This is a genomic window from Clostridium lamae, assembly GCF_033043255.1.
Taxonomy (GTDB): domain Bacteria; phylum Bacillota; class Clostridia; order Clostridiales; family Clostridiaceae; genus Clostridium; species Clostridium lamae.
On sequence record NZ_JASCQJ010000025.1, the window covers coordinates 25,650 to 49,129 of the forward strand.

Genomic DNA, 23,480 nt, shown 5'->3' on the forward strand with positions numbered 1-23,480 from the left:
TTTTATATATTATATTATGGTTATTAATTTTTGAATAAAAAATAAAAAATGGACAATAATTATAAAGGAAAGGTAGGGGGGAAAATGAGGAAATATTTAAAGTTACTACCTATATTAACCTTTGTTTTATTAATTATTGGAACAGTTCCAGTGAAATCTGAACCAATTTCAGATGATTTTTATTTTTTAGAAGAGGAAATTAATAACTATGGAATGTTCATAGAAAACGGAGTTAGAATAGAGTACAGTACAAATAATAATATAGAAGATGAAATACAATCAGTAAAAAATAATATTGAAAAACAATTTAAAGGACAAGTAAACATAGATAAAAATACTATTGCAGTTACTGATGAATATAGAGATATAAAAGTAGTAGTATGGCAGGATATGGAGGATACAAAAGTTCAAATTAGTTATGTAAATTATAACAATAAACAATTAACTAATCAATTAATGAAAGAAATAGAACAAATACAAAATTTTGCAGCTAAAAAAATAAAATATTTTAATTTCTTAAAGGTAAAAATAATAGAAGAGCGAAAGCAGAATATTTTAGATTTGCTAATGAAGAATGTGAAGGAGAATACTTTGGAGGAACTAAATGTTTTTAATGGAAAAGTGTCTAAGGGAAGGTTGATTGATGGAAGTAAGATTAATTTTTCTTTTATGACATATGATGATGAAGAATATTTAGTTCTAGGAACACCAGTGATATTCGTAACATACTAACAATTTATAATGGAGGATAATATGGAAAAAATTATAGTTGAAGGTGGTAAGAAACTAAAGGGTGAAGTGAATATTAGTTTAGCTAAAAATTCTGTTTTACCTATAATAGTTGCAAGTATTCTAAGTCCAAATGATGTAGTTATTAAAAATGCACCTATGTTAGAAGATGTAACAGTATTAACTGATTTATTATCAGGAATGAATTGTAATATTGAAAGTAATGTAAATGGTGATCTTAAAATAAATACATCCAATTTACAAGACGTAAATATGAGTAGTGAATTAATTAGAAAGATGAGGGCTTCTTTTTTAATAATGGGCCCTATGTTATCTAGATTTGGCAGATGTAGAATATCAATGCCTGGAGGATGTAATATAGGAAGTAGACCTATAGATTTACATTTAAAAGGATTTAAGCTATTAGGAGCTGAAATAGACACAGAACATGGTTATGTAGAAGCTAAGGCGAAAAAGCTTAAAGGAAATAGAATATATTTAGATTTTCCATCTGTTGGAGCAACAGAAAATATTCTGATGGCCTCAGTTTTGGCAGAGGGAACGACTATTATAGAAAATGCAGCAGAAGAGCCAGAAATTTGGGATTTAGCAAACTTTTTAAACTCAATGGGAGCAAAAATTCATGGAGCCGGAGTTGGTAAAATAACAATTGAGGGTGTAGATTCATTAAAAGGAATAACCTATAAACCTATTTATGATAGAGTTGAAGCAGGAACATTTATAGTAGCAGCAGCTATAACAAATAGTAAAATCACAATAAATGGTGCTAATGAAGATCATTTAAGACCTACAATAGAAAAATTAAAAGAGTGTGGAGTAATATTTGAAAGTATTAAAGAAGATACTATTTTAGTAGATGGAACTAGAACTAAGTCACCGGTGGATATAAAGACATTACCATATCCAGGATTTCCAACTGATATGCAAGCACAGATGATGGCATTATTATCAGTAACTAAAGGGTCAAGTATAATTACAGAAACAGTATTTGAAAATAGGTTTATGCACGTGGCAGAGTTAGTTAGAATGGGAGCTAATATTAAAATAGATGGAAGAACTGCAATAATAGAAGGCGTTGGCTCTTTAACTGGATGCGATGTTAAGGCGACAGATTTAAGAGCAGGTGCCGCAATGATTTTGGCAGGATTAGTAGCTCAAGGGAAGACCGAGATTAGCGAACTATATCATATAGATAGAGGCTATGTAAATATAGAAGAAAAATTTAGAGGATTAGGAGCTAATATATATAGAGTTGAAAAATAAAGTGATTTTAAATAAATTCAAGTAATTATATTACCTGATTAAAGGTTCTATCGCACAATGTAAAATGAATAATGAAAAATGTAAAATTAAAGAAGAAACTCCGTTAGAGTTTCTAAAATGTATATATTATTAGTAATTCGTTTCGAATTACATCAATAATTCTACATTTTACATTCTACATTTTTAATTAAGGAGCTGCTTAGGCAGCTCCTTTAATATATATTGAATTAATAAACTTAGCAATATAACTCAACATAAAAAATAAAAATTAAAGTATATTTATTATTTAAAAACATATATTTAATTGTATTACTGAAAAGGGGGTATAAAAATGAGAAGAGATTTTGCATCTACTATCTTATTTAGTATTTTAATATTAGTGCTTATGATTGTTGCACCAATGTTAATTATCAAGTCTATGCCAGCAAAAGCAAATAGTGAGGATATTATTATACCAACTACTGATGAAGAAGATAAAAGTATAATATTAGAAGGTAATAACGTTATTAGAGTCAATATCACAAAAGAGAATAGAATAGAAGAAGTTCCTCTAGAAGAATATGTAAAAAGCGTTGTATCAGGTGAAATGCCTGCAAGTTTTAGTGAGGAAGCCTTAAAAGCTCAAGCAATTGCGGCAAGAACTTATGTTGCTTCGAAAAGGTTAAGAAAATGTGATATAGCTAATGGTGGTGATGTATGTGATACAACACACTGTCAAGTTTATATAAGTAAGGAAAGTAGATTAGAGAATTGGGAAAGTAATGCTAATGAAAATTGGGATAAGATATCTAGGGCTGTAGATGATACTAAAGGGATAGTATTAACATATAATAGTGAATTAGTTTTATACCCACAGTTTTTTTCAACTAGTTCAGGAATGACTGAGAATGCAGCAGATGTATTTTCAAATGAAGTCCCATATTTAGTTTCAACAGAAAGTAAAGGAGAAGAAATAGCTCCAAAATTTGAAACCGAATTCTCTTTGGATATAAATGAGTTTGTAAATAAAATTAATGATAAATATCCTGAAGCCAATATGACTACTGATAATCTAGAGCAGAATATTGAAATAATAAGCAGAAGTGAAGCCGGAAGTATTAAAGAAATTAGACTTGGTAAAACGAAAATTAGAGGATTAGACTTTAGATTGACCCTTGGATTAAGTTCAAGTAATTTTGAATATATCATAAATAATAATAAAGTAACATTCAAATGCAGAGGATATGGTCATGGAGTGGGAATGAGTCAATGGGGGGCTAATGTTATGGCTAAAAATGGGTCTGGTTATAATGAAATATTAAAGCACTACTATACTGGAGTTGAACTTAAAAATTTGATTTTTAAGGAATAGTTTATTGAAATGAAAACCTTAAGGAGCTTGATTAATCAAGTTCCTTTTTTTTTATTTAATAAAAGAATTATAACTAAGTAAAAAAATATGGCATTTGTAGATAATTGTAGAAATTTGATGCAAATAAATCTAATTGAATTTGTATTAATTTACTACAGAAGGCAAGAATACAAAAGGAGGTGTTGATATGAATAATAACAAAAAAGATAAGGTAAAAGACTTTTTCAGAAAGGAGGGCTTTTATTTAGTATTATTCCTTTGTTTATGCGTAATTGCTACTGTTGCAGTCGTAACTACTAGAAGAAATAGGACTTTAGAGGAAAGTAAAGCAAACAATGAATTTACTTTAAATATTGATGATAAAGAAACTTCTGAAATTCAAAAACAAAACGCTGAAAGAGTTAATGATGATGGAAGTAATGAGTTAGCTCAAGGCGAAGAAGAAGTTGCATCAGAAGAAGATGTTGATGTTTCAATAGGAACAAATACTGAAGTAATATTTTCTAATCCTATAGATGGGGTAGTCTCAAGAGGATATACATATCCAAAGCCTCAAGCTATGTCAGATGGATCTAGTAGAAATATTAGAGGAATCAATGTAAGTGCTTCTATAGGAACTGAAGTTAAGTCTGCCGCTATTGGAGAAGTAAAGGAAATATCAAGCAAAGTAGAAGAAGGTAATTATGTAGTTATTGCTCATTCAAATGGTTTATATACAAAATATAGTAATTTATCTGACGACATTAGAGTGAATGTTGGTGATAGAGTAACAGAAGAAACTGTTATAGGAACTGTTGGAAATAGTTCTAAGATATTTACTAATAATGAGTTTGGTGAACATTTGAATCTTCAAATTCAAGATTCTGATGGTAAGGATTTAGATCCAACAGCTTATTTCACATTTAATGAAGAATAATTAAAAGTTCATCAGTCATTAACATATGGCTGATGAACTAAATTATAATAATAAAATTTATAAAAGGGAGGTAATATTTTTGAAGGATTATATAGAAGAGAGAGTTTTAGAAGTAGCAAAGTACATTATAGAGTCAAAAGATACCATTAGAAAAACTGCAAAAGTATTTGGTGTAAGCAAAAGCACAATTCATAAAGATATGACAGAAAGATTACCTAAGATTAATCCAGCTATAGCTAAAGAAACCCATTCAATATTAGAGTTAAACAAGGCTGAAAGGCATATCAGAGGTGGAAATGCTACTAAAATTAAGTATAAAACTTCTGGTCAATAAATAGATTGAATAATACTTTTACTAATATTATAAATGAATATAAATATATTGAAGGTTTATCATATTCCATATATAATTAGAAATAGGGCAAATATTGTAAAATTGGTTAAGATATTGTTTTATTAAATTATATAGTTTGAGATTAGGAGTGAACAGGAATGTGGTTTTGGAAAAATAGGGGTAATATAGGGATTGACTTAGGAACGGCTACAGTTTTAGTTTATGCTGAAGGTAAGGGAGTCATACTTAAAGAACCATCAGTAGTAGCTATAAATAGAAATACTAATAAGGTACTTGCTGTTGGGGAAGAAGCAAGAAAAATGATAGGAAGAACTCCTGGTAATATAGTAGCAGTAAGGCCATTAAAAGATGGAGTTATATCAGATTATGACATAACTGAAAAAATGTTAAAAGAATTTATTAGAAAAGCGTATGGAAAAGGAAAGATTACAGCTCCTAAAGTAATAGTATGTGTTCCATCTCAAGCAACTGAAGTGGAAAAAAGAGCAGTTATAGATGCGGCAAAAAATTCTGGAGCCAAAAAGGTCAATTTAATTGAAGAACCATTGGCTGCGGCTATAGGAGCAGGTTTAGACATAACTAAACCTAATGGGTCTATGGTCATAGATATTGGCGGAGGAACTACAGACATAGCTGTAATATCATTAGGCGGAGTTGTTGTAAGAGCATCTATAAAAGTAGCAGGTGATACCTTCGATGATGCTATTATTAAGTATGTTAGAAACAAGTACAAGATAATGATAGGTGAAAAGACAGCTGAAGAGCTAAAAGTAAATATTGGTTCTGCATTTAAGGATTCAAGAAACTTAAGTACAACCATGAAGGGAAGAAATTTAATTACAGGATTACCAGATGAGATTTCTATTACTTCTAATGAAATAAGTGAAGCACTAAAGGAATCTGTATCCTTAATTGTAGATAGCGTTAAATCGGTATTGGAAAAAACACCACCTGAACTTGCTTCTGATATAATTGAAAAGGGAATTTTAATGACTGGTGGAGGTTCTTTATTATTTGGATTGAATAAATTAATAGAACTTGAAACAGGTGTAAGTGTTGAAATTGCAGATAATTCTGTTGAGGCAGTGGCAGAGGGAACAGGTAAGGTTTTAGGATATTTAGATAAATTAGAGAATAATAATTTAAGTGAAGATGAGATTAGCTTAATAGAATAAATGTAAATATACATAATATTTAAGGAGCAAGTTATGCTCCTTTTTATTATTTGTAAAATTTATAAGTTCATGAATATTAAGGTTTGGAGTCCTGAGAACAAGATAATATAAGGGCTTTTGTTATTACTTTGGCCATTTCCATAATTAAGTATAAACGTATACTTCGATTAGTAAAAAAAATAGCACTATCACTGTGATCGACAATACCTATTATTGACACATCTCCAACCTCTGGAAGGTGTTTGCCTACTCCTTTGCCAGGATGAATTGGATAATCACGGATATGAATTTCTCCTATGGAGTTTTCCTCTCCTAGACAAGCATCGACTCCAATAACAAAAGAATTAGGATGGAGTTTATTAATATACTTCAATTTTTCTTCAATATTTAAAGCATGAATAGGTGATTGTAGTGTTCCGAATACTGGCAATGGAAGATTATTCTCTATTAAAAGACTGCCTACAAGTGGACCGAGACAGTCTCCGATACATTTATCAGTACCTACACAAATTATAATAGTATCATCTTTTTTATATTTTTTTATTTTATCAGCAATTTCCATGTAGGAATTATGATCATCATAGTGTATTTTATGCTTCACTAGAATTCACCTCCTGATTATACCAATATATGTTTTGAAACTTTTAATTATAATAAAATGTATAAAAAAACATAAAAAGGATAGTAATTTAATGTAGGAGGTGAAGCTTAATGAAAAAAGCTTTAGTTTATTTGTTCACTATAGTACTAGGTGCAAGTATACCAATATATTTCTTGCTTTTTTGGGAACCATTAAAGAGTGATGAAGTGTTAAGTAGTAATGCTATTAGTAATATTACAGATGAAGAGAGTGATGTAAATGGAAATGAGGAGTTAGTAAATAATTCAGTTGAGTCAGAAGTCTTCTTATTGAGACAAAAGGATACTTCTAATAGTTTACTAAACTACATTGATAGTGATAGAAATGAGAAATTAGATTCACTAATGAAGAAATTATCTACTTTAGATTTGATAAAGATAAATGACTATTTTTCTAATAAAGATGACATTGACAGAATCAGAAGAGGATTTGAATTAGCAAAGAAGAGGATGTCAGTATCTGATTATGAAGTATTTAAAAATATACTAGAAAATTATGTAGATTCAAGTGTTTTTGAATAAAATTAAATCTAATAAATATAAATACAATAAATATAACTTAAAAAGATATTAGAATTAAACGAGAGAAAATAAGAGAAAAATAGAAAGAAATAGGTATAATTTCGTTAAATGAGCTGAAATTACACTTGAAATTAAGAAATAATAAATATATACTAGTCATTGTCAGTTGAGCGAACGAAATTAACTTAACTGAAATTAAATAAATAATTTTATGGGGGAGTTCCCGAGTGGCCAAAGGGGGCAGACTGTAAATCTGTTACGTTTCGTTTCGATGGTTCGAATCCGTCCTCCCCCACCATTTAAAATTATTTAGAATATGCTGGCATGGCTCAACGGTAGAGCAGCTGACTTGTAATCAGCAGGTTGTAGGTTCGATTCCTATTGCCAGCTCCAAAAAAATGGGGGAGTTCCCGAGTGGCCAAAGGGGGCAGACTGTAAATCTGTTACGTTTCGTTTCGATGGTTCGAATCCGTCCTCCCCCACCATTTTTAATTTTTATTATGGAAGCATAGCTCAGCTGGGAGAGCATCTGCCTTACAAGCAGAGGGTCACAGGTTCGATCCCTGTTGTTTCCACCATATATATGCTGGCATGGCTCAACGGTAGAGCAGCTGACTTGTAATCAGCAGGTTGTAGGTTCGATTCCTATTGCCAGCTCCATAAATAAGGGGGAGTTCCCGAGTGGCCAAAGGGGGCAGACTGTAAATCTGTTACGTTTCGTTTCGATGGTTCGAATCCGTCCTCCCCCACCACAAAGGCAAGGATATTTATTATCACTTGTCTTTTATTTTTTTGCTCTTAAAAGTAAAATAAGATTAAAACATATAAATTAGATAAATTTTTTATCTATAATTATTGACTAGTAATAATAAAGGTGTTATAATCTGAAAAGTAAAATTTGATATTAGTTCTTATCAAGAGAGGCGGAGGGAAAAGGGCCCTGTGAAACCCGGCAACCTACTTCATTTATTTGAGTGTGGTGCCAATTCCTGCAATTTAATTTTGCAAGATAAGAAAGGTTATGATTTTTAACATCTCTTCTTATCGAGGAGATTTTTTTATTATATAAATTATTTTAGAATTAATATCAAATATAGAGAAAGGAGATATTAAGATGAAAAGATTATTTACTTCAGAATCAGTTACAGAAGGGCATCCAGATAAAATTTGTGACCAAATATCAGATGCTGTATTAGATAGTATTTTAGCAAAAGATCCTATGGCAAGAGTTGCATGTGAAACTGCTGTTACTACAGGAATGGTTTTAGTTATGGGAGAAATATCAACTAATTGTTATGTTGATATTCCGAAGTTAGTAAGAGAAACTGTTAAGGAAATCGGTTATGATAGAGCTAAATATGGGTTTGACTGTGAAACATGTTCAGTTTTAACTTCTATAGATGAACAATCAAGTGATATCGCTATGGGAGTAGATGAGGCATTAGAGTCAAGAGCTGGAGAAAAGGATAATGTTGAAGCGGTTGGAGCTGGAGACCAAGGTATGATGTTTGGTTTTGCAACTAATGAAACAGAAGAGTTTATGCCATTACCAATAGCTATGGCTCATAGATTATCAAGAAGATTATCAGAAGTTAGAAAAAATGGAACTTTATCATATTTAAGACCTGATGGAAAGACTCAAGTTACTGTTGAGTATGATGATAATAAAGTAGTAAGAATAGATACGATTGTTATATCAACACAACACAGTGAAGAGGTTTCTCAAGAACAAATTCAAAAAGATTTAATGGAACACGTAATAAAAGCTGTAGTTCCAGCTGAATTATTAGATGATAAAACTAAGTATTTCATAAATCCAACTGGAAGATTTGTTGTTGGTGGTCCACAAGGAGATAGTGGATTAACAGGAAGAAAGATAATAGTAGATACCTATGGTGGATATGGAAGACACGGTGGTGGTGCTTTCTCAGGAAAAGATCCAACTAAGGTTGATAGATCAGCGGCATATGCAGCTAGATGGGTTGCTAAAAACTTAGTTGCAGCAGGAATTGCTGATAAGTTAGAAATTCAATTAGCATATGCTATTGGTGTTGCTAAGCCAGTATCAATAGAAATAGAAACATTTGGAACAGGTAAGAAGTCAGAAGAAGAAATAGTATCAATTGTAGAAAAGGTATTTGATTTAAGACCAGGTGCTATAATTAGAGATTTAGACTTAAGAAGACCTATATATAAGCAAACTGCAGCTTATGGTCACTTTGGTAGAAATGATTTAAACCTTCCTTGGGAAGCATTAGATAAAGTAGAAGAAATAAAGAGATATCTATAAAAACTAGATATAAAATAGAAAAGACACTTTGTGTACTATATTTGAGTATGCAAAGTGTTTTTTATTATAAATATTTCAAATAAAAGTACTGTCTCACAATGTAAAATGACTAATTAAAAAAGAAACTACACTAGGATTTTATAAAAAATATATATTTTAAGTAATTCGTTTCGAATTACATCAACAATTCCACATTCTACATTTTACATTCTAAATTCAAAAAAGGAGCCACTAAGCAGCTCCTTTATTCTATACTAATACTTTTCCGCCAACTATTACATTTTTAATATTAATATCTTCATCAAATAATACTAAATCTGCATCATAGCCTTCTTTTATAAGGCCCTTTCTATCTTCAACTTTACAATGTCTTGCAGCATTATAACTAGCCATTTTAACAGCTTCATATAATGGAAGACCAACATTTTTATATACGTTCTTAACGGCCTTATCTAAAGTAAGGATTGATCCAGCTAAGCTTCCACTTAATAATCTTGCAGCACCATCTTTTACTACAACATCTTGGCCTCCTAAAGCATACATTCCATCAGGCATTGCACAAGCCATCATAGCATCAGTAACTAAAAGAACTTTATCAGATGTCTTTTGTTTGTAAGCTATTCTAAGAGAAGGATAAGATACGTGTATTCCATCTGATATAGTCTCAGTTGTAATATCACTATCAAATATTGCACCTACAACACCAGGTTCTCTATGAGAGAAAGGTGTCATGGCATTGAAAAGATGTGTTGAATGCCCACAACCACATTTAATTCCTTCCATAGCCTCATCATAAGTTGCTTTAGTATGTCCTATAGAGCAAACTATTCCTTTTTGGGATAATTCTTTAATTAATTCCTTAGCACCAGGAACTTCTGGAGCAATTGTAATTGAAACAACAGCATCTCCAGCATCTCCAACCATTGCATTATAATTTTCTAATGTTGGTGGAATTAGATAATTTGGATTTTGAGCACCGATTGCTTTTGGACTAATGAATGGACCTTCAAGATGAGCACCTAATACTATAGCTCCATCAGTTCCATTTTCTTTAGCTTCTTTTATTACTTCCATTGACTTTCTAATATCTTCTACAGCAACAGTCATAGTAGTTGGTGTGAAAGATGTAGTTCCATATTTAACGATTACTTTTGAAATTTCATTAATAGCTTCAAATGTTCCGTCCATTGTATCATGACCGCCAGCACCATGAATATGAACATCTATAAAACCTGGTGATAAATATAAACCATCAGCGTCTATTACATCCTTCTCATCAAAATTAGTTGGATTTATTTCTTTTATTTTTCCATTCTCAACTAAGACAGAACCTTTTTCTATCTTGTTAAGATATATAATATTACAATTTTTAATAAGCATATAAACACCTCCATAATTCCTACAATACTAATTATAGCATACTAAAAAACAATAGGATTAAAAAATATATAATCTTTATTATGTATTAGTTAAGATATATTATATAATAAAAATAGTAGTTAATAAAATATTTTTAGATTTGGAGAATGTAACATGGAAGATTGTATAAATGGAATAGTTGAATCTATTGTATTTAAAAGTGATGATACAGGATATGTAGTAACTAAAATAAGAATAGAAAAAGAAGTAGTAAATGCAGTTGGAGTAGTTCCTTTTATAAAAGAAGGTCAACATGTTAAGCTAAAAGGTCAATGGATAATTCATAAGCAATTTGGACGACAATTTAATATTGAAGAATATGAAGAAATACTACCAAATTCTACAAAGGGTATAGAAAGATATTTGGCCACTGGAATAATAAGAGGAATAGGGCCAATTACAGCTAAAAGATTAGTAGAAAGATTTAAAGAGAAAACTTTAGAGATTTTAGATACAGATATAGATAAAATAAAAGGTGTAGAAGGAATAGGTGAAAAGAAGTTTGAGATTATAAAGGAATCCTATTTAGAGCAAAGGGATTTAAAGGACATAGTAATGTTTTTCCAAGGTCATGGAATGAGTACAAATCAATGTATAAAGATTTATAAGACTTTTGGACCGAATGCCAAAGAAATAATTTTAGAAAATCCATATATACTTTCTGATGAAATTAGTGGTATTGGTTTTATTACTGCTGATAGAATCGCAAAGAGTCTGGGGATTGAGCCAACTTCTCCTTTTAGAATCCAAAGTGGAATCAGATATATATTAAATCAATTTTCTGCTTCTGGAAATACTTATATGCCAAAGGATGATTTAGTTAAAGAAGCAAGTAAAATATTAGGGGCTTCAGCTGAAATGGTTAATGAAAGCTTATATAATTTATCTGTAGATTCTAAAATAAAGGTAGAAAAGATAGATGGGGTAGATTCTGTTTTTGCATTGCCGTATTATTATTGTGAATTAGGTGTAACTAATAGAATTATAACTCTAAGTATGGAGAATTTTAGAAATATAAATTCTGATATTGAATTTGAAATAGGTGTTTTTGAAAAAAAATATAATATAACTTTTGCACCTTCGCAAAGAGAGGCAATAATAGGTGCTTTTGATAATGGGATAGAAATAATTACAGGAGGCCCTGGGACAGGTAAGACTACTATAATAAAAGCTATAATAGAAATATATGAAAATAATAATATGAAGGTAGTGTTAGGAGCTCCTACTGGTAGAGCTGCAAAAAGAATGACTGAATCTACAGGAAGAGAAGCCAAGACAATACATAGATTACTCGAAATGGGAGTAAGTGATGAAGGTAAATCTTATTATAAATTAGGAGAAAGTGAACCTTTAGAAGCTGATGTTATTATAATAGATGAGGCATCTATGATAGATATAATGTTAATGCATACTTTACTTAAAGCTATAAAATTAGGAACTAGATTAATTATAGTTGGTGATGTAGATCAACTTCCTTCAGTAGGTGCTGGAAATGTATTGAAAGACTTGATTGAGAGTAAGTTTATAAAAGTTGTTAGATTAAGAGATATATTCAGACAAGGAAAAGAAAGTTTAATAGTAACTAATGCGCATAAGATTAATAATAGTGAAATGCCAATATTAAATAGAAAAGATGGAGATTTTTTCTTTGAAAATAAGGAAGATGTTAACGAAATACTTAATACTATAATAGATTTAATAAATAGAAGGCTTCCTAAGTTTAATACTAGTTGGGATAAGTATAGAGATATTCAAATATTAACTCCTACTAGAAAAGGAATACTTGGAGTTCAGAATTTAAATAATGAATTACAAAATATATTAAATCCTAAGTCGCCAAGTAAAAAAGAAAAAGAATTAAAAGAAGTCACCTTTAGAGAAGGTGATAAAGTAATGCAAATCAAAAACAATTATTCATTGAAGTGGGTTAGAATTAATGGTAATGGAGATAATGAAGGGGTAGGAGTATTTAATGGAGATATGGGTTTTATAGAGAGTATTAATGATGAAGAGAAAACCCTAACTGTTATATTTGATGATGAAAGAAAAGTTATTTATGATTATATATATCTAGATGAGCTAGAGTTAGCTTATGCAATAACTATTCATAAAAGTCAGGGTAGTGAATTTAAAGTTATAATTACTCCAGCATTTATGGGATCACCACTATTAATGAATAAAAATTTATTATATACTGCAATAACGAGAGCAAAAGAGTTGGTAGTTGTTGTAGGAATTCCGAAAGCATTACAATATATGATTACTAATGATAGAAGTATAAATAGATATTCCTCTTTAAAAAATAGGATTGTAGATATAACTAGTAATGAAATATTCAGTGAATAGGAGAAATTCAATGTTAGATAGTAGGTTAATAAACTTGAAAGAATTTAATAATTGTGTCTCTAAAATCAATAAGTGGTATAACAAGCAATCAAAAATACTAAGCATAACAACCAATCCATATAATACAACATTAATTTTTATCAATATTATAAAGGAATTAATTAAAGAGAATAAAAAGATCCTATATATATGGAATGGAGAAGAATGTAATAATGAAATATTAAGAGAGTTAAAAAAAGAGAATATAGATTTTAACTATTCTTGTAATAAATGTGAGGATGGGACTGAAAATTTAGTTTTTATAAATTTTGAAATGATAAAAGATATAAAATATAACTATGATCTCTGTATTATTGATGATATAAGCAAGTATTCTAAAATGTCTAAGGAAGAAATAAGGGGTGGAATAGAATATCTATATATTTATTCTAAAAGAATAATATCTTATTCAATAGACAGGATTATAAATATGGGAACATCTATTGAGATTAGTGATTTAGTAAGAAATAAGGTTTTTATAGAACCAAGAATAATAACAACTAGAGTAAAGCTAGATGAAGATATGCCCTATACTCTATATGATTACCTAATGTGGTTTAGGAACAATAAAAGAAGGGTAATAATTTATGTTCCTACAGAAGAAAAAACTAATAAGGTATATAATTACTACTCTAATGAAATAAAAATCAAGGATGCAAAGGTAATAAAATTATTAAAGAATGATTCTACTAAGCAAATAGACAATTTGTATAATTTTAAAAATAAAAGTACATTTATTATTACGAATTTTATAAGGGAATATTCAATTGAAAAAGAGGATATAGATATAGTCGTACTTTTTGCAGATGAAGATTTTTATAGTTATAAAAAAATAGTATATTTTTGTGCTGATGTAGGCAAAAATACCAATTATAAAAATATAGGTGAAGTTCTGTTAGTTGCTAAGGATATTTCTCAAAATATGGACTTAGCCAAGGATATAACAAGGAGATATAATAAAAATATATGGGAAAAGGGATTGTTAAACTACTAATTTCTTTAAAGGATGAATTATTAGATATTATTTATCCTCCTAAAAATAACTGTATAATTTGTGAAAGTGAGTTCGTGGGAGTATGCCCTATTTGTAAAAGTAGGATAAAAAGAGTTAAAGAGAAAGATAATATTCTATCTTATGGGTATTATAATGGAGTTCTTAAAAAGCTTATATTAGAGTTTAAATATAATAAAAACTTTGTTGCTGGATCTATATTAGCGGAATTTTTATGTGAAATAATTATAGATAATAACATGGATATAGATTATATAGTTTTTATACCTAGCAGTAAAAGTGCGATAAAGAATAGAGGCTTCAACCAATGTGAATATTTAGCTAATGAGTTAAAGAAACATTTAGATATTAATATTTGCAGTGATGTAATAAAAAATAATAATATTAAAGAGCAAAAGCTTTTGTCAAGGGAAGATAGATTTAAAAATATTAAAGATGCATTTAGTTTAAAGACAGATAAAAAGATTAAAAATAAAAAACTATTACTTATTGATGATGTTATGACAACTGGTGCAACTTTATATGAATGTGAAAAACTACTCAAAGCTAATGGTGCAGTTTCAATAAAACTATTGACAGTTGCAAAAAGTTATATATAATAATAGAGTAAAGATAGGTCTGTGGATGAAAGTCGATGCTAGTCGCAGGCAAAACGATCCACGTAAGTTTAGAAAAATTCTAAATGAGCATGGTGCGGTGTAGAAGTAAGTCCTACCAAGAAATTGAGAGGGTTAGTAGTGAGGGGTTAAGTCCTAGTAGCAAAAGCTCCAGTAGGCGAGTGTGGGGTCAAAATCCAGGTCAGCTATTTTTACATTGTTAGCTATTAGATTACTAATGGCTATTTTTTTTTACAAAATTGAAAAAAGTTAACATTCTGAAAATTAAGGATAATTATATTGATAAAAACGATTTCTAATAGTATAATAGGTTTATAAACAAATAAATTAATAATTCTACTGTTTAAGCTTTAGGCTTATAGAGAGGGGATGAACTTTTATGAGAGTTTCAGTAATAGCAAAAAATACTACAGCAACACCTGCGTTAAAGGATATGGTAGAAAAAAAATTATCTAAGGTTAAAAGATATTTTAATCCAGATGTCGAAGCAAAGGCTACTTTATCAGTTCAAAAGAACAAACAAAAGGTAGAAGTTACAATACCTTTTAATGGAGTTATACTTAGAGCAGAAGAAGCAACAGAAGACATGTATAAGTCAATTGATTTAGTTGTTAATAAGTTGGAAAGACAAATTAGAAAGCAAAGAACTAAGCTATCTAGAAATATTAATGAATCTTTAAGATTTACACAAATAGAAGAAATGGCTTTTGAAAATGAAGAAGACGCATTAGATGAAGAAAATGGAAAAGTTGTAAAAACTAAGAAGTTTAGTATAAAACCTATGTCAGTAGAAGAAGCTATACTTCAAATGGAATTAGTAGGACATAACTTCTTCGTATTCCAAGATTTTGATGGAAACAAAGTAAATGTTGTTTATAAGAGAAAAGATGGAGACTATGGTTTATTAGAACCAGATTACATTTAGATATTTATTTTAAAATTGTAAAGGAAGTGTATAAGCACTTCCTTTTTTAGTTATAATTTTATTAAATAGTCACATATTTGTTGAATTAATTGTTAATAAAATGGTATAATTTATAAATGAAATTCTATAACAGATAAATTTGTTAAATATACAAACGGAAGGGAAATTAGAATGGGATTTTTGGAAAAAATATTCGGATCATATAGTGAGAGAGAAGTTAAGAAGTTACAAAAAATTGCAGATAAAATAGAAGAATTAGATGAAGCTATGCAAAAGTTATCAGATGATGAGCTTCGAGCTAAGACAGATGAATTTAAAAATAGACTACAAAATGGTGAAACGTTAGATGATATATTACCAGAAGCATTTGCAGTTTGTAGAGAAGCTGCATGGAGAACTTTAGGAATGAAACATTATAGAGTTCAGCTTATAGGAGGAATGGTTCTTCATCAAGGAAGAATTGCCGAAATGAAAACAGGGGAAGGTAAAACTTTAGTTGCAACGCTTCCTTTATATTTAAATGCTCTTACAGGAGAAGGTGTACACTTAATAACAGTTAATGATTACCTAGCAACAAGAGACGTTGAATGGATGGGACAATTATATAATTTCCTTGGTTTATCAACAGGTTGTATAGTTCATGGGCTAACTTCTGATCAAAGAAGAGAAGCTTATGCAGCAGATATAACATATGGAACTAATAATGAGTTCGGTTTTGATTACTTAAGAGATAATATGGTAATCTATAAGGAAGAAAAGGTTCAAAGAAAACTAAACTTTGCAGTTGTGGATGAGGTTGACTCAATTCTTATAGACGAAGCTAGAACACCTCTTATAATTTCAGGTGCAGGGGAAAAATCAACAAAATTCTATAATGTTGCAGATAATTTTGTTAAACAATTATTAGCTGAAACAGATTATACAATTGATGAAAAAGCAAATTCAGTAATGTTAACTGACTCTGGAGTTGCTAAAGCTGAAAAAGCTTTTGGAATAGATAACTATGCAGATGCAGATCATTTAGAATTACAACACTATATTACTCAGGCTTTAAAAGCTAACTATGGAATGAAGAGAGATAAAGATTACATGGTTAAAGATGGTCAGGTAATAATAGTTGATGAATTTACAGGAAGACTTATGGAAGGAAGAAGATATTCAGATGGTCTTCACCAAGCTATAGAAGCTAAAGAAGGAGTTAAGATTGAAAGAGAATCTAAAACTTTAGCTACTATTACATTCCAAAATTACTTTAGAATGTATCAAAAGTTATCAGGTATGACAGGTACTGCTTTAACTGAAGAAAATGAATTCAGAGAAATTTATGCTCTAGACGTTATAGTTGTTCCTACTAATAAGGAAGTTGCAAGAATAGATAAAAGTGATTTAATTTACAAAAACACTAAGGGTAAATACAACGCTATTATTGAAGATATAATAGAATCTAATAAAAAAGGTCAGCCAGTATTAGTTGGTACAGTAAGTATAGAAAAATCAGAGTATTTATCTGCATTATTAAAGAAAAGAGGAGTAAAACACCAAGTATTAAATGCTAAATATCATGAACAAGAGGCTGAAATAATATCTCATGCTGGTGAATTAGGAAGTGTAACTATAGCTACTAATATGGCTGGTAGAGGTACAGATATTAAGTTAGGTGAAGGTGTTAAAGAAGTTGGTGGATTAAAGATAATCGGTACCGAAAGACATGAATCAAGAAGAATAGATAACCAATTAAGAGGTAGATCTGGTCGTCAAGGAGATGCTGGGGAATCAGTATTCTATATTTCTCTTGAAGATGATTTAATGAGAATATTCGGTTCAGAAAAAATTCAAGGATTAATGGATAAATTAGGGCTAGAAGAAGATGAAGCTATTGATCATAAAATGGTAAGTAAGGCTTTAGAAAATGCTCAAAAGAAAGTTGAAGGAAACAACTTTGATATAAGAAAGAACCTTATTGGCTATGATGATGTTATGAATATGCAAAGAGAAGTTATTTATAAGCAAAGATCAGAAGTTCTTGAAGGTAAAGACTTAAGAGATCAAATTAATCAAATGATTAAGGATGTAGTTACTGATGCAGTTAAATTACATTTAGCTAATATAACTGATGGTATTAATGATGAAATAGAAAAATTAATACATTACTTAGAAGATATATGTTTACCACATAAACTTGTTAAAGTTGAAGATTTAATTGATTTATCTAATGATCAAATTATAGAAAAGTTATTAGAGATATTAACTAACCTTTACCATAAAAAAGAAGAAGAATTTGGTGCAGAACACTTTAGAGAAATTGAAAGAGTTGTACTTTTAAGAGTGGTTGATCAAAAGTGGATGGATCATATTGATAATATGGATCACTTAAAACAAGGTATTGGACTTAGAGCTTATAAGCAAATGGATCCAATTCAAGCATACCAAATGGAAGGTAGTGCTATGTTTGAAGAAATGATAGAAGGAATAAAACTAGATACAGTTAAATTCTTATATCACATTCAAATCCAAAAACCAGTTGAAAGAGAAAGAGTAGCAGAAGAAACTTCAGCAAGCCATGGTGGCGACGAAGGAGATGCTAAAAAGAAACCTGCTAGAAATGAAAATAAGGTTGGAAGAAACGATGCTTGTCCTTGTGGTAGTGGAAAGAAATATAAAAACTGCCATGGAAGAGAAGCATAGTGTTTGCATTAGGGCAACCTAAGTAAAAACTAATAAGTAATAGTGAATAATTAAGGAAGTAATTTGTTCCAAATTACAAATTATAAATTAAAAAACTCCCTTGGGAGTTTTTTTTCCTTAACTCTTATCTTTTAACTATTCACTCTTACCTATTAACTAAAAAACTTTAAATAAGGAAATTCAGTTTACTGAATTTCATCAACAATTATCAATTATGCATTATGCATTATAAATTATAAAAAAGGTGTGATATTATGATAATTAAGTTAGAAGCAGAATTAGCAAAACTTAATGATATTAAAAAATTTATAGAAGAAATGAGGGCTTCTCTTTGACAAGGAAGCTTTAGAAAAACAATTACAAGAATTAGACTTACAAATGCAAGAAAAAGGATTCTGGGATGATATAAAAAGGGCAGAAGAAGTCACAAAGGAAAGTAAGAGAATTAAAGATAAGATTGATAGATTCGATTCTATAGTTACAAGAGTGGAAGATGTAGAAATTTTATCAGATTTGATAGAAGAAGAGGATGAAGAATCTATAAATGAAATAATTAGAGAAATTAGAAGTGTAGAAAAAGATGTTGAAGAATATAGAATAGAACTTTTATTATCTGGTGAATATGACAGAAATGATGCAATACTAACATTACATGCAGGTGTAGGTGGTAGTGATGCAAATGATTGGACTGAGATGTTATTAAGAATGTACACTAGATGGTGTGAAAAGAAAGGTTTTAAAGTTGAAACTATTGACTATTTAGAAGGTGACGAAGCAGGAATTAAAAGTGTTACATTAAAGGTTAAAGGTGAATTTGCTTATGGGTATTTAAAGGCTGAAAAAGGAGTACATAGACTTGTAAGAATATCTCCATTTAATGCAAACGGTAAAAGGCAAACATCATTTGCATCCGTAGAAGTTCTGCCAGAGCTTACAAAGGATCAAGACATTGAAATAAGGAATGAAGATTTAAAAATAGATACCTATAGAGCAAGTGGAGCTGGTGGGCAGCATGTTAATAAAACAGAGTCTGCTATAAGAATAACACATTTACCTACAGGTATAGTTGTGCAATGTCAAAGTGAAAGAAGTCAATTTTCAAATAAAGACACTGCCATGTCAATGCTTAAATCTAAGCTTATTGAGTTAAAAGAAAGAGCACATAAAGAAAAAATTGAAGACTTAACTGGTGAGCTTAAGGATATGGGATGGGGAAGCCAGATAAGATCTTATGTATTTCATCCGTATAATATGGTGAAGGATCATAGAACTGGAGAAGAAACTGCAAATTTAAATGCTGTAATGAATGGAGAAATAGATAATTTTATTACTGCATACTTAAAAAATAATAAATAAATGTAAGGAGATAGATATTATATTTTGGCGATTTGGAGGCTAAGAGGTCGCAAGGATATAATATCTATCTTCTTTTCACCTAATAATAAAACAAAGTGATTAAAACAAATTGATTTAATTACTTAAGTAATATACAATTGAAATAGACATATAACAGATATATTATTTGTTTTATTGTTAAAAAAATAACTAGGGGTGGGAGATATAAATGAAATTATTTAATGAGGGACGTATTGGAACAATAATTTTAAGAAACAGAATTGCAATGGCACCTATGGGAATCGATTATATAGATGACGATTTTGGATTCTCAGAAAAAGCAATTAATTATTATGTTGCTAGAGCAGAGGGGGGAACTGGACTTATAATTACAGGAGCTACTGTAGTTTCAGATGAGTTTGAGCAGCCTCAAAGTTCATTTTTATTAAATGATGAAAATAAGGTTGGAAGAATTAAAGAATTGGCTGATAAAATACATTCTTTTGATTCAAAATTATGTATTCAACTCTCTTTAGGTATTGGGAAGATAGGATATGTAGGGGAAAATAATCCTAAGTACTCTAAAGAGGAAATTGAGAGACTTTTAAATTCTTTTGAAAAAGCAGCATTTTTAGCAAAGAAAGCTGGAGTTGATGCTATAGAAATACATGGTTATGGTGGATACTTAATTGATCAATTCCATTCAGCTTTATGGAATTCTAGAGAAGATGAATATGGTGGAAGCTTTGAAGGTAGAATGAAAATAGGTGCGGAATTAATACAAAGAATTAAGAAAGCATGTGGAGAAGATTATCCAGTTATATATAAATTTACTCCAACACACTTAATTAATGGTGGACGTGAAATTGAAGAAGGAATAAGGATGGCTAAGTATTTACAAAATGCAGGAGCTAGTGCATTACATGTAGATATTGGGTGTCATGCTTGCTGGCAAAATGCAATACCTACTATATATCAAGAACCAGCGCTACATGAAAAATATATAAAACTAATAAAGTCAGAAGTAGATATACCTATAATAGGTCATGGCAAATTAGGATATCCAGAGGTTGCTGAAAGAATTATAAGTGATGGAATAGCTGATTTTGTAGCACTAGGGCATTATTCTTTAGCTGATGCAGAGTGGGCTAATAAAGTTAAGGAAAATAGGGAAGAAGAAATTGTTCCTTGCATAGGATGTAATGAATGTATGTTTTCTATATTATCTGGAAATCCAGTTAGCTGTGGTGTAAATCCTCTTTGCGGAAGAGAAGGCGAAAAAATAGCAGAAGCAGAAATTAAAAAGTCTGTTCTTATAATAGGAGCAGGACCTGGTGGGATGCAAACAGCAATTACAGCTGCTACTAGAGGTCATATAGTTACTATTTGGGAAAAGGGTTCATCAATAGGTGGAAATCTTATTCCAGCATCATCACCTAACTTTAAAAATGATTTAAAGAGATTAATAAAGTATTATGAAAATCAATTAAATAAACTTAAGATAAACGTAGTATTAAATAAAGAAGCAACTGAAGAAGAGATATTGTTAGAAAATCCAGATGTACTTATTATAAGTACAGGAAGTGAGCCGCTTATTCCAAAGATAAATGGTATTGAAAAAGGAAATGTTCACTTAGCTATCGATGTACTTGTAGATGATAGCAAATTGGGTGAAGATATAATCGTTGTTGGTGGTGGATTTGTTGGTTGTGAGACAGCAGTACATTTATCTCAAAGGGGTAAAAAAGTTACTATAGTTGAAATGAAAGATAGTATCTTAGCGGAACCAATGGCATCAAATAATTTATTAGCCCTTAGTACAATGTTAGTGGCAAATAAGGTAGAAATAATTACAGGAAGTAAATTAACTGAAGTTAGTGATGATAAAGTTATCTTAACTGATTCAAATGGAAATGTTAAAGAAGTTAAATCAGATTCAGTAGTACTAGCATTGGGATTTAAATCCTTAGAAAATTTAAAAGAGAAGACGGATTTAAAAATAAATGATATTAGAGTTATTGGAGATGCAGTATCACCTCGTCGTATAAAACATGCAGTTGCTGAAGGATTTGAAGTTGCAATAGAAATATAAAAAGAGCTGCCTAGGCAGCTCTTTTATTTTATTTTTCTCTTTTTAAGATAAGTAATAAATGGTGAAGATGCTAAGAAGCTAAATAGAACAGAAAATATAAATATTGAAGTTTTTCCATAGAAAAATTTAGTTACTATACCATAAGAAGAATCAAGTATTTTATCTTCTATAATACTGTAAGCACTATCAATAGCATCTACACTAATATAATTAACAGTGTCTTCAGGAGTATGAATTTTACTTAAATCACTATGACAAAAACTTAAGGATTCTATTCCTAATTCATTAAAGCTTGCATGATCGCTTGAATTTTCGTAGGCTACCTTTGTTTCAATATTATTATCTTTAGCTATCTTTGTAATTGAATTAAGGAGATCTGACTCCTTATCCTTATATGATTGACCCATCATTAAAGTAAGCGGAAAACCATCACTTCCAATCATATCAAAATTAATTACTTCCGCTCCTTTTAGCTTATCAATGTTTTTTTGGGCAAAGGATTTAGAGCCGAGCAAACCAAATTCTTCAGCATTTAGCGCAACAAAAATAATATCTCTCTTTGGCTTACCATAGGTTGTAAGTACTCTTTGAATTTCAAGTATAAAAGATATACCAGAAGCATTATCTAAAGCACCTCCATAAACATTTTTAAGGGCATCCTTACCTAAATGATCAAAGTGTGCAGTTAAAACGAGTGGAGGAAGCTCTTTAGAGGTTCCTTCAATAACACCTACAATATTAGAGATTTCTTTTTCCTCTGTTGAAAAAGGAATATTAACTGAAATTTCTGCTCCTTCTCTTAAAGAATTCAAAATTTTATTATAAGATTCAGTATTTATTAATACCATCATATTATAAGGAAATTCAGATATAAAGGAACTCCTGAAAGAGAAATTATTATTAGGAGCTAAGTAAAAAAGAAATTTTCCATCATCAGTTTCTACTTCGATATAATTAGAAAATATAATAATTTTATCTTCATTAGAAAAAGTTAAGGTAGTATTTTTGAAATTAATCATATCTTCTTTGAAATCAACACCATACTTTAGACTTTCCTGATAACCATCATCATAAGAAATTTTTAAATATGGATTGGTGTTATTATTTATAGGAGAAATCACTTTAAAACTCTCCTTATAATTATCATTAAGTGGAGTAAGTTTATTATCTTGAAAGTTCTTTCTTATTAATTCTTCAACGAGTGAGTTTTCCTTGCTACCAGCAAGTCTGCCTCCATATGTGTCAGATGACAATATGGCTATGCTTTGCTTTACATTATCAGCGTCAAATGGTGAATATGTAAAATTTGAAAATATTGATAGAGATAATAAAACAAGTGTAGTAACCAAGGATAAATAGTAAAATAATTTTTTCTTCATAAAAATACCTCAAAAAATAGTTATAATTAATACTATTATTCAAGGCTTTAAAATATAACAAATATAATTTATGAAAACTTAAGCTTTCTTATAAATAAGATCTATAAATCCATGTATAAAAGCAAATAACATACAAATATAAACAAATACATTTATCTGATAAGTAACTATAGAAAAGACTCCACCCACTATAAAACTAAACAGAATTATACAGTTTATAAATTTAGTTAATCCCGATTTGCTTATTATTATTTCTTTTGTAGAAGAAATTAATATCAAAATTAAAGTTAAAAAATAGATTATATACTTAAGAGTATCAGAAAACTCTATGATATAATATTGATTTAAAATTATAAATATTATGAAAAAT

Annotated in this window: 19 protein-coding genes, 6 tRNA genes and 1 riboswitch; of the genes, 21 read left to right on the forward strand and 4 right to left on the reverse strand. The window is 29.8% G+C overall.

Going from position 1 to position 23,480, the window contains the following annotated elements:
- The first annotated feature begins 84 nt into the window (after positions 1 to 84).
- The 6 genes from QK892_RS12235 (at position 85) to mreB (ending at position 5,810) form a co-directional block, all read left to right on the forward strand.
- Positions 85 to 732: a hypothetical protein gene (locus QK892_RS12235; RefSeq protein WP_317273823.1), complete on the forward strand. Its 648-nt coding sequence runs from the start codon at positions 85 to 87 to the stop codon at positions 730 to 732.
- 21 nt (positions 733 to 753) lie between these two features.
- Positions 754 to 2,013 carry a UDP-N-acetylglucosamine 1-carboxyvinyltransferase gene (gene murA, locus QK892_RS12240; RefSeq protein WP_317273824.1) on the forward strand — a complete coding sequence of 420 codons (1,260 nt, stop codon included), beginning with the start codon at positions 754 to 756 and terminating at the stop codon, positions 2,011 to 2,013.
- A 331-nt stretch (positions 2,014 to 2,344) separates the two neighbouring features.
- The gene (spoIID, locus tag QK892_RS12245; RefSeq protein ID WP_317273825.1) at positions 2,345 to 3,364 is read left to right on the forward strand and encodes a stage II sporulation protein D; all 1,020 of its coding nucleotides are present in this window, start codon (positions 2,345 to 2,347) and stop codon (positions 3,362 to 3,364) included.
- 187 nt (positions 3,365 to 3,551) lie between these two features.
- Positions 3,552 to 4,280, forward strand: a complete 729-nt coding sequence (locus QK892_RS12250; protein WP_317273826.1) for a M23 family metallopeptidase — start codon at positions 3,552 to 3,554, stop codon at positions 4,278 to 4,280.
- Between the two features lie 79 nt (positions 4,281 to 4,359).
- On the forward strand, positions 4,360 to 4,614 hold the full coding sequence (gene spoIIID / locus QK892_RS12255) for a sporulation transcriptional regulator SpoIIID (RefSeq protein WP_317273827.1): 255 nt from the start codon (positions 4,360 to 4,362) through the stop codon (positions 4,612 to 4,614).
- A gap of 158 nt (positions 4,615 to 4,772) precedes the next feature.
- Entirely contained in the window at positions 4,773 to 5,810 is a 1,038-nt protein-coding gene (gene mreB, locus QK892_RS12260; protein WP_317273828.1) for a rod shape-determining protein MreB, read from the forward strand.
- Between the two features lie 76 nt (positions 5,811 to 5,886).
- Here mreB and yyaC read toward each other — a convergent pair whose 3' ends face one another.
- Positions 5,887 to 6,411, reverse strand: coding sequence for a spore protease YyaC (gene yyaC / locus QK892_RS12265; protein ID WP_317273829.1), 525 nt, complete (start codon positions 6,409 to 6,411; stop codon positions 5,887 to 5,889).
- Positions 6,412 to 6,521: 110 nt separating this feature from the next.
- Between yyaC and QK892_RS12270 the strand changes: the two genes are divergently transcribed.
- The 8 genes from QK892_RS12270 (at position 6,522) to metK (ending at position 9,261) form a co-directional block, all read left to right on the forward strand.
- Entirely contained in the window at positions 6,522 to 6,971 is a 450-nt protein-coding gene (locus tag QK892_RS12270; protein ID WP_317273830.1) for a hypothetical protein, read from the forward strand.
- Between the two features lie 213 nt (positions 6,972 to 7,184).
- Positions 7,185 to 7,269 (forward strand) — tRNA-Tyr (locus tag QK892_RS12275).
- Between the two features lie 20 nt (positions 7,270 to 7,289).
- Positions 7,290 to 7,364, forward strand: a tRNA-Thr gene (locus QK892_RS12280).
- A gap of 7 nt (positions 7,365 to 7,371) precedes the next feature.
- A tRNA-Tyr gene (locus QK892_RS12285) sits at positions 7,372 to 7,456 on the forward strand.
- A 17-nt stretch (positions 7,457 to 7,473) separates the two neighbouring features.
- Positions 7,474 to 7,549: transfer RNA gene (locus tag QK892_RS12290), tRNA-Val, on the forward strand.
- Positions 7,550 to 7,556: 7 nt separating this feature from the next.
- Positions 7,557 to 7,631 (forward strand) — tRNA-Thr (locus QK892_RS12295).
- A 7-nt stretch (positions 7,632 to 7,638) separates the two neighbouring features.
- Positions 7,639 to 7,723, forward strand: a tRNA-Tyr gene (locus QK892_RS12300).
- 156 nt (positions 7,724 to 7,879) lie between these two features.
- Positions 7,880 to 7,987: riboswitch (SAM riboswitch) on the forward strand.
- 98 nt (positions 7,988 to 8,085) lie between these two features.
- On the forward strand, positions 8,086 to 9,261 hold the full coding sequence (gene metK, locus QK892_RS12305) for a methionine adenosyltransferase (protein WP_317273831.1): 1,176 nt from the start codon (positions 8,086 to 8,088) through the stop codon (positions 9,259 to 9,261).
- A gap of 249 nt (positions 9,262 to 9,510) precedes the next feature.
- Here the strand turns inward: metK and nagA are convergent, their stop codons facing one another.
- The gene (gene nagA, locus QK892_RS12310) at positions 9,511 to 10,641 is read right to left on the reverse strand and encodes an N-acetylglucosamine-6-phosphate deacetylase (protein ID WP_317273832.1); all 1,131 of its coding nucleotides are present in this window, start codon (positions 10,639 to 10,641) and stop codon (positions 9,511 to 9,513) included.
- A gap of 153 nt (positions 10,642 to 10,794) precedes the next feature.
- Between nagA and recD2 the strand changes: the two genes are divergently transcribed.
- The 7 genes from recD2 to QK892_RS12345 all read left to right on the forward strand — a co-directional run bounded on the left by recD2 (position 10,795) and on the right by QK892_RS12345 (position 21,731).
- The gene (gene recD2 / locus QK892_RS12315) at positions 10,795 to 13,026 is read left to right on the forward strand and encodes an SF1B family DNA helicase RecD2 (RefSeq protein ID WP_317273833.1); all 2,232 of its coding nucleotides are present in this window, start codon (positions 10,795 to 10,797) and stop codon (positions 13,024 to 13,026) included.
- Positions 13,027 to 13,036: 10 nt separating this feature from the next.
- The gene (locus tag QK892_RS12320; RefSeq protein ID WP_317273834.1) at positions 13,037 to 14,059 is read left to right on the forward strand and encodes a hypothetical protein; all 1,023 of its coding nucleotides are present in this window, start codon (positions 13,037 to 13,039) and stop codon (positions 14,057 to 14,059) included.
- Positions 14,032 to 14,676 carry a ComF family protein gene (locus QK892_RS12325; protein WP_317273835.1) on the forward strand — a complete coding sequence of 215 codons (645 nt, stop codon included), beginning with the start codon at positions 14,032 to 14,034 and terminating at the stop codon, positions 14,674 to 14,676. Before QK892_RS12320 ends, QK892_RS12325 begins: the two co-directional genes overlap by 28 nt.
- 397 nt (positions 14,677 to 15,073) lie before the next feature.
- Positions 15,074 to 15,619 (forward strand): ribosome hibernation-promoting factor, HPF/YfiA family, encoded by a 546-nt coding sequence (gene hpf, locus QK892_RS12330; protein ID WP_317273836.1) that lies wholly within the window; start codon positions 15,074 to 15,076, stop codon positions 15,617 to 15,619.
- Positions 15,620 to 15,790: 171 nt separating this feature from the next.
- Positions 15,791 to 18,304: a preprotein translocase subunit SecA gene (gene secA / locus QK892_RS12335; RefSeq protein WP_317273837.1), complete on the forward strand. Its 2,514-nt coding sequence runs from the start codon at positions 15,791 to 15,793 to the stop codon at positions 18,302 to 18,304.
- A 254-nt stretch (positions 18,305 to 18,558) separates the two neighbouring features.
- A protein-coding gene (gene prfB / locus QK892_RS12340; RefSeq protein ID WP_394855029.1) for a peptide chain release factor 2 occupies positions 18,559 to 19,660 on the forward strand; the annotation gives its coding sequence in 2 pieces (ribosomal slippage) (positions 18,559 to 18,636 and positions 18,638 to 19,660; 1,101 coding nt in all).
- 208 nt (positions 19,661 to 19,868) lie between these two features.
- A complete protein-coding gene (locus QK892_RS12345) occupies positions 19,869 to 21,731 on the forward strand; it encodes an NAD(P)/FAD-dependent oxidoreductase (RefSeq protein WP_317273839.1) in 1,863 nt (620 codons plus the stop codon).
- A gap of 23 nt (positions 21,732 to 21,754) precedes the next feature.
- Here the strand turns inward: QK892_RS12345 and QK892_RS12350 are convergent, their stop codons facing one another.
- Entirely contained in the window at positions 21,755 to 23,110 is a 1,356-nt protein-coding gene (locus tag QK892_RS12350) for a M28 family metallopeptidase (protein ID WP_317273840.1), read from the reverse strand.
- A 78-nt stretch (positions 23,111 to 23,188) separates the two neighbouring features.
- On the reverse strand, positions 23,189 to 23,480 hold a 292-nt coding region (locus QK892_RS12355; RefSeq protein ID WP_317273841.1), incomplete at its 5' end, for a hypothetical protein.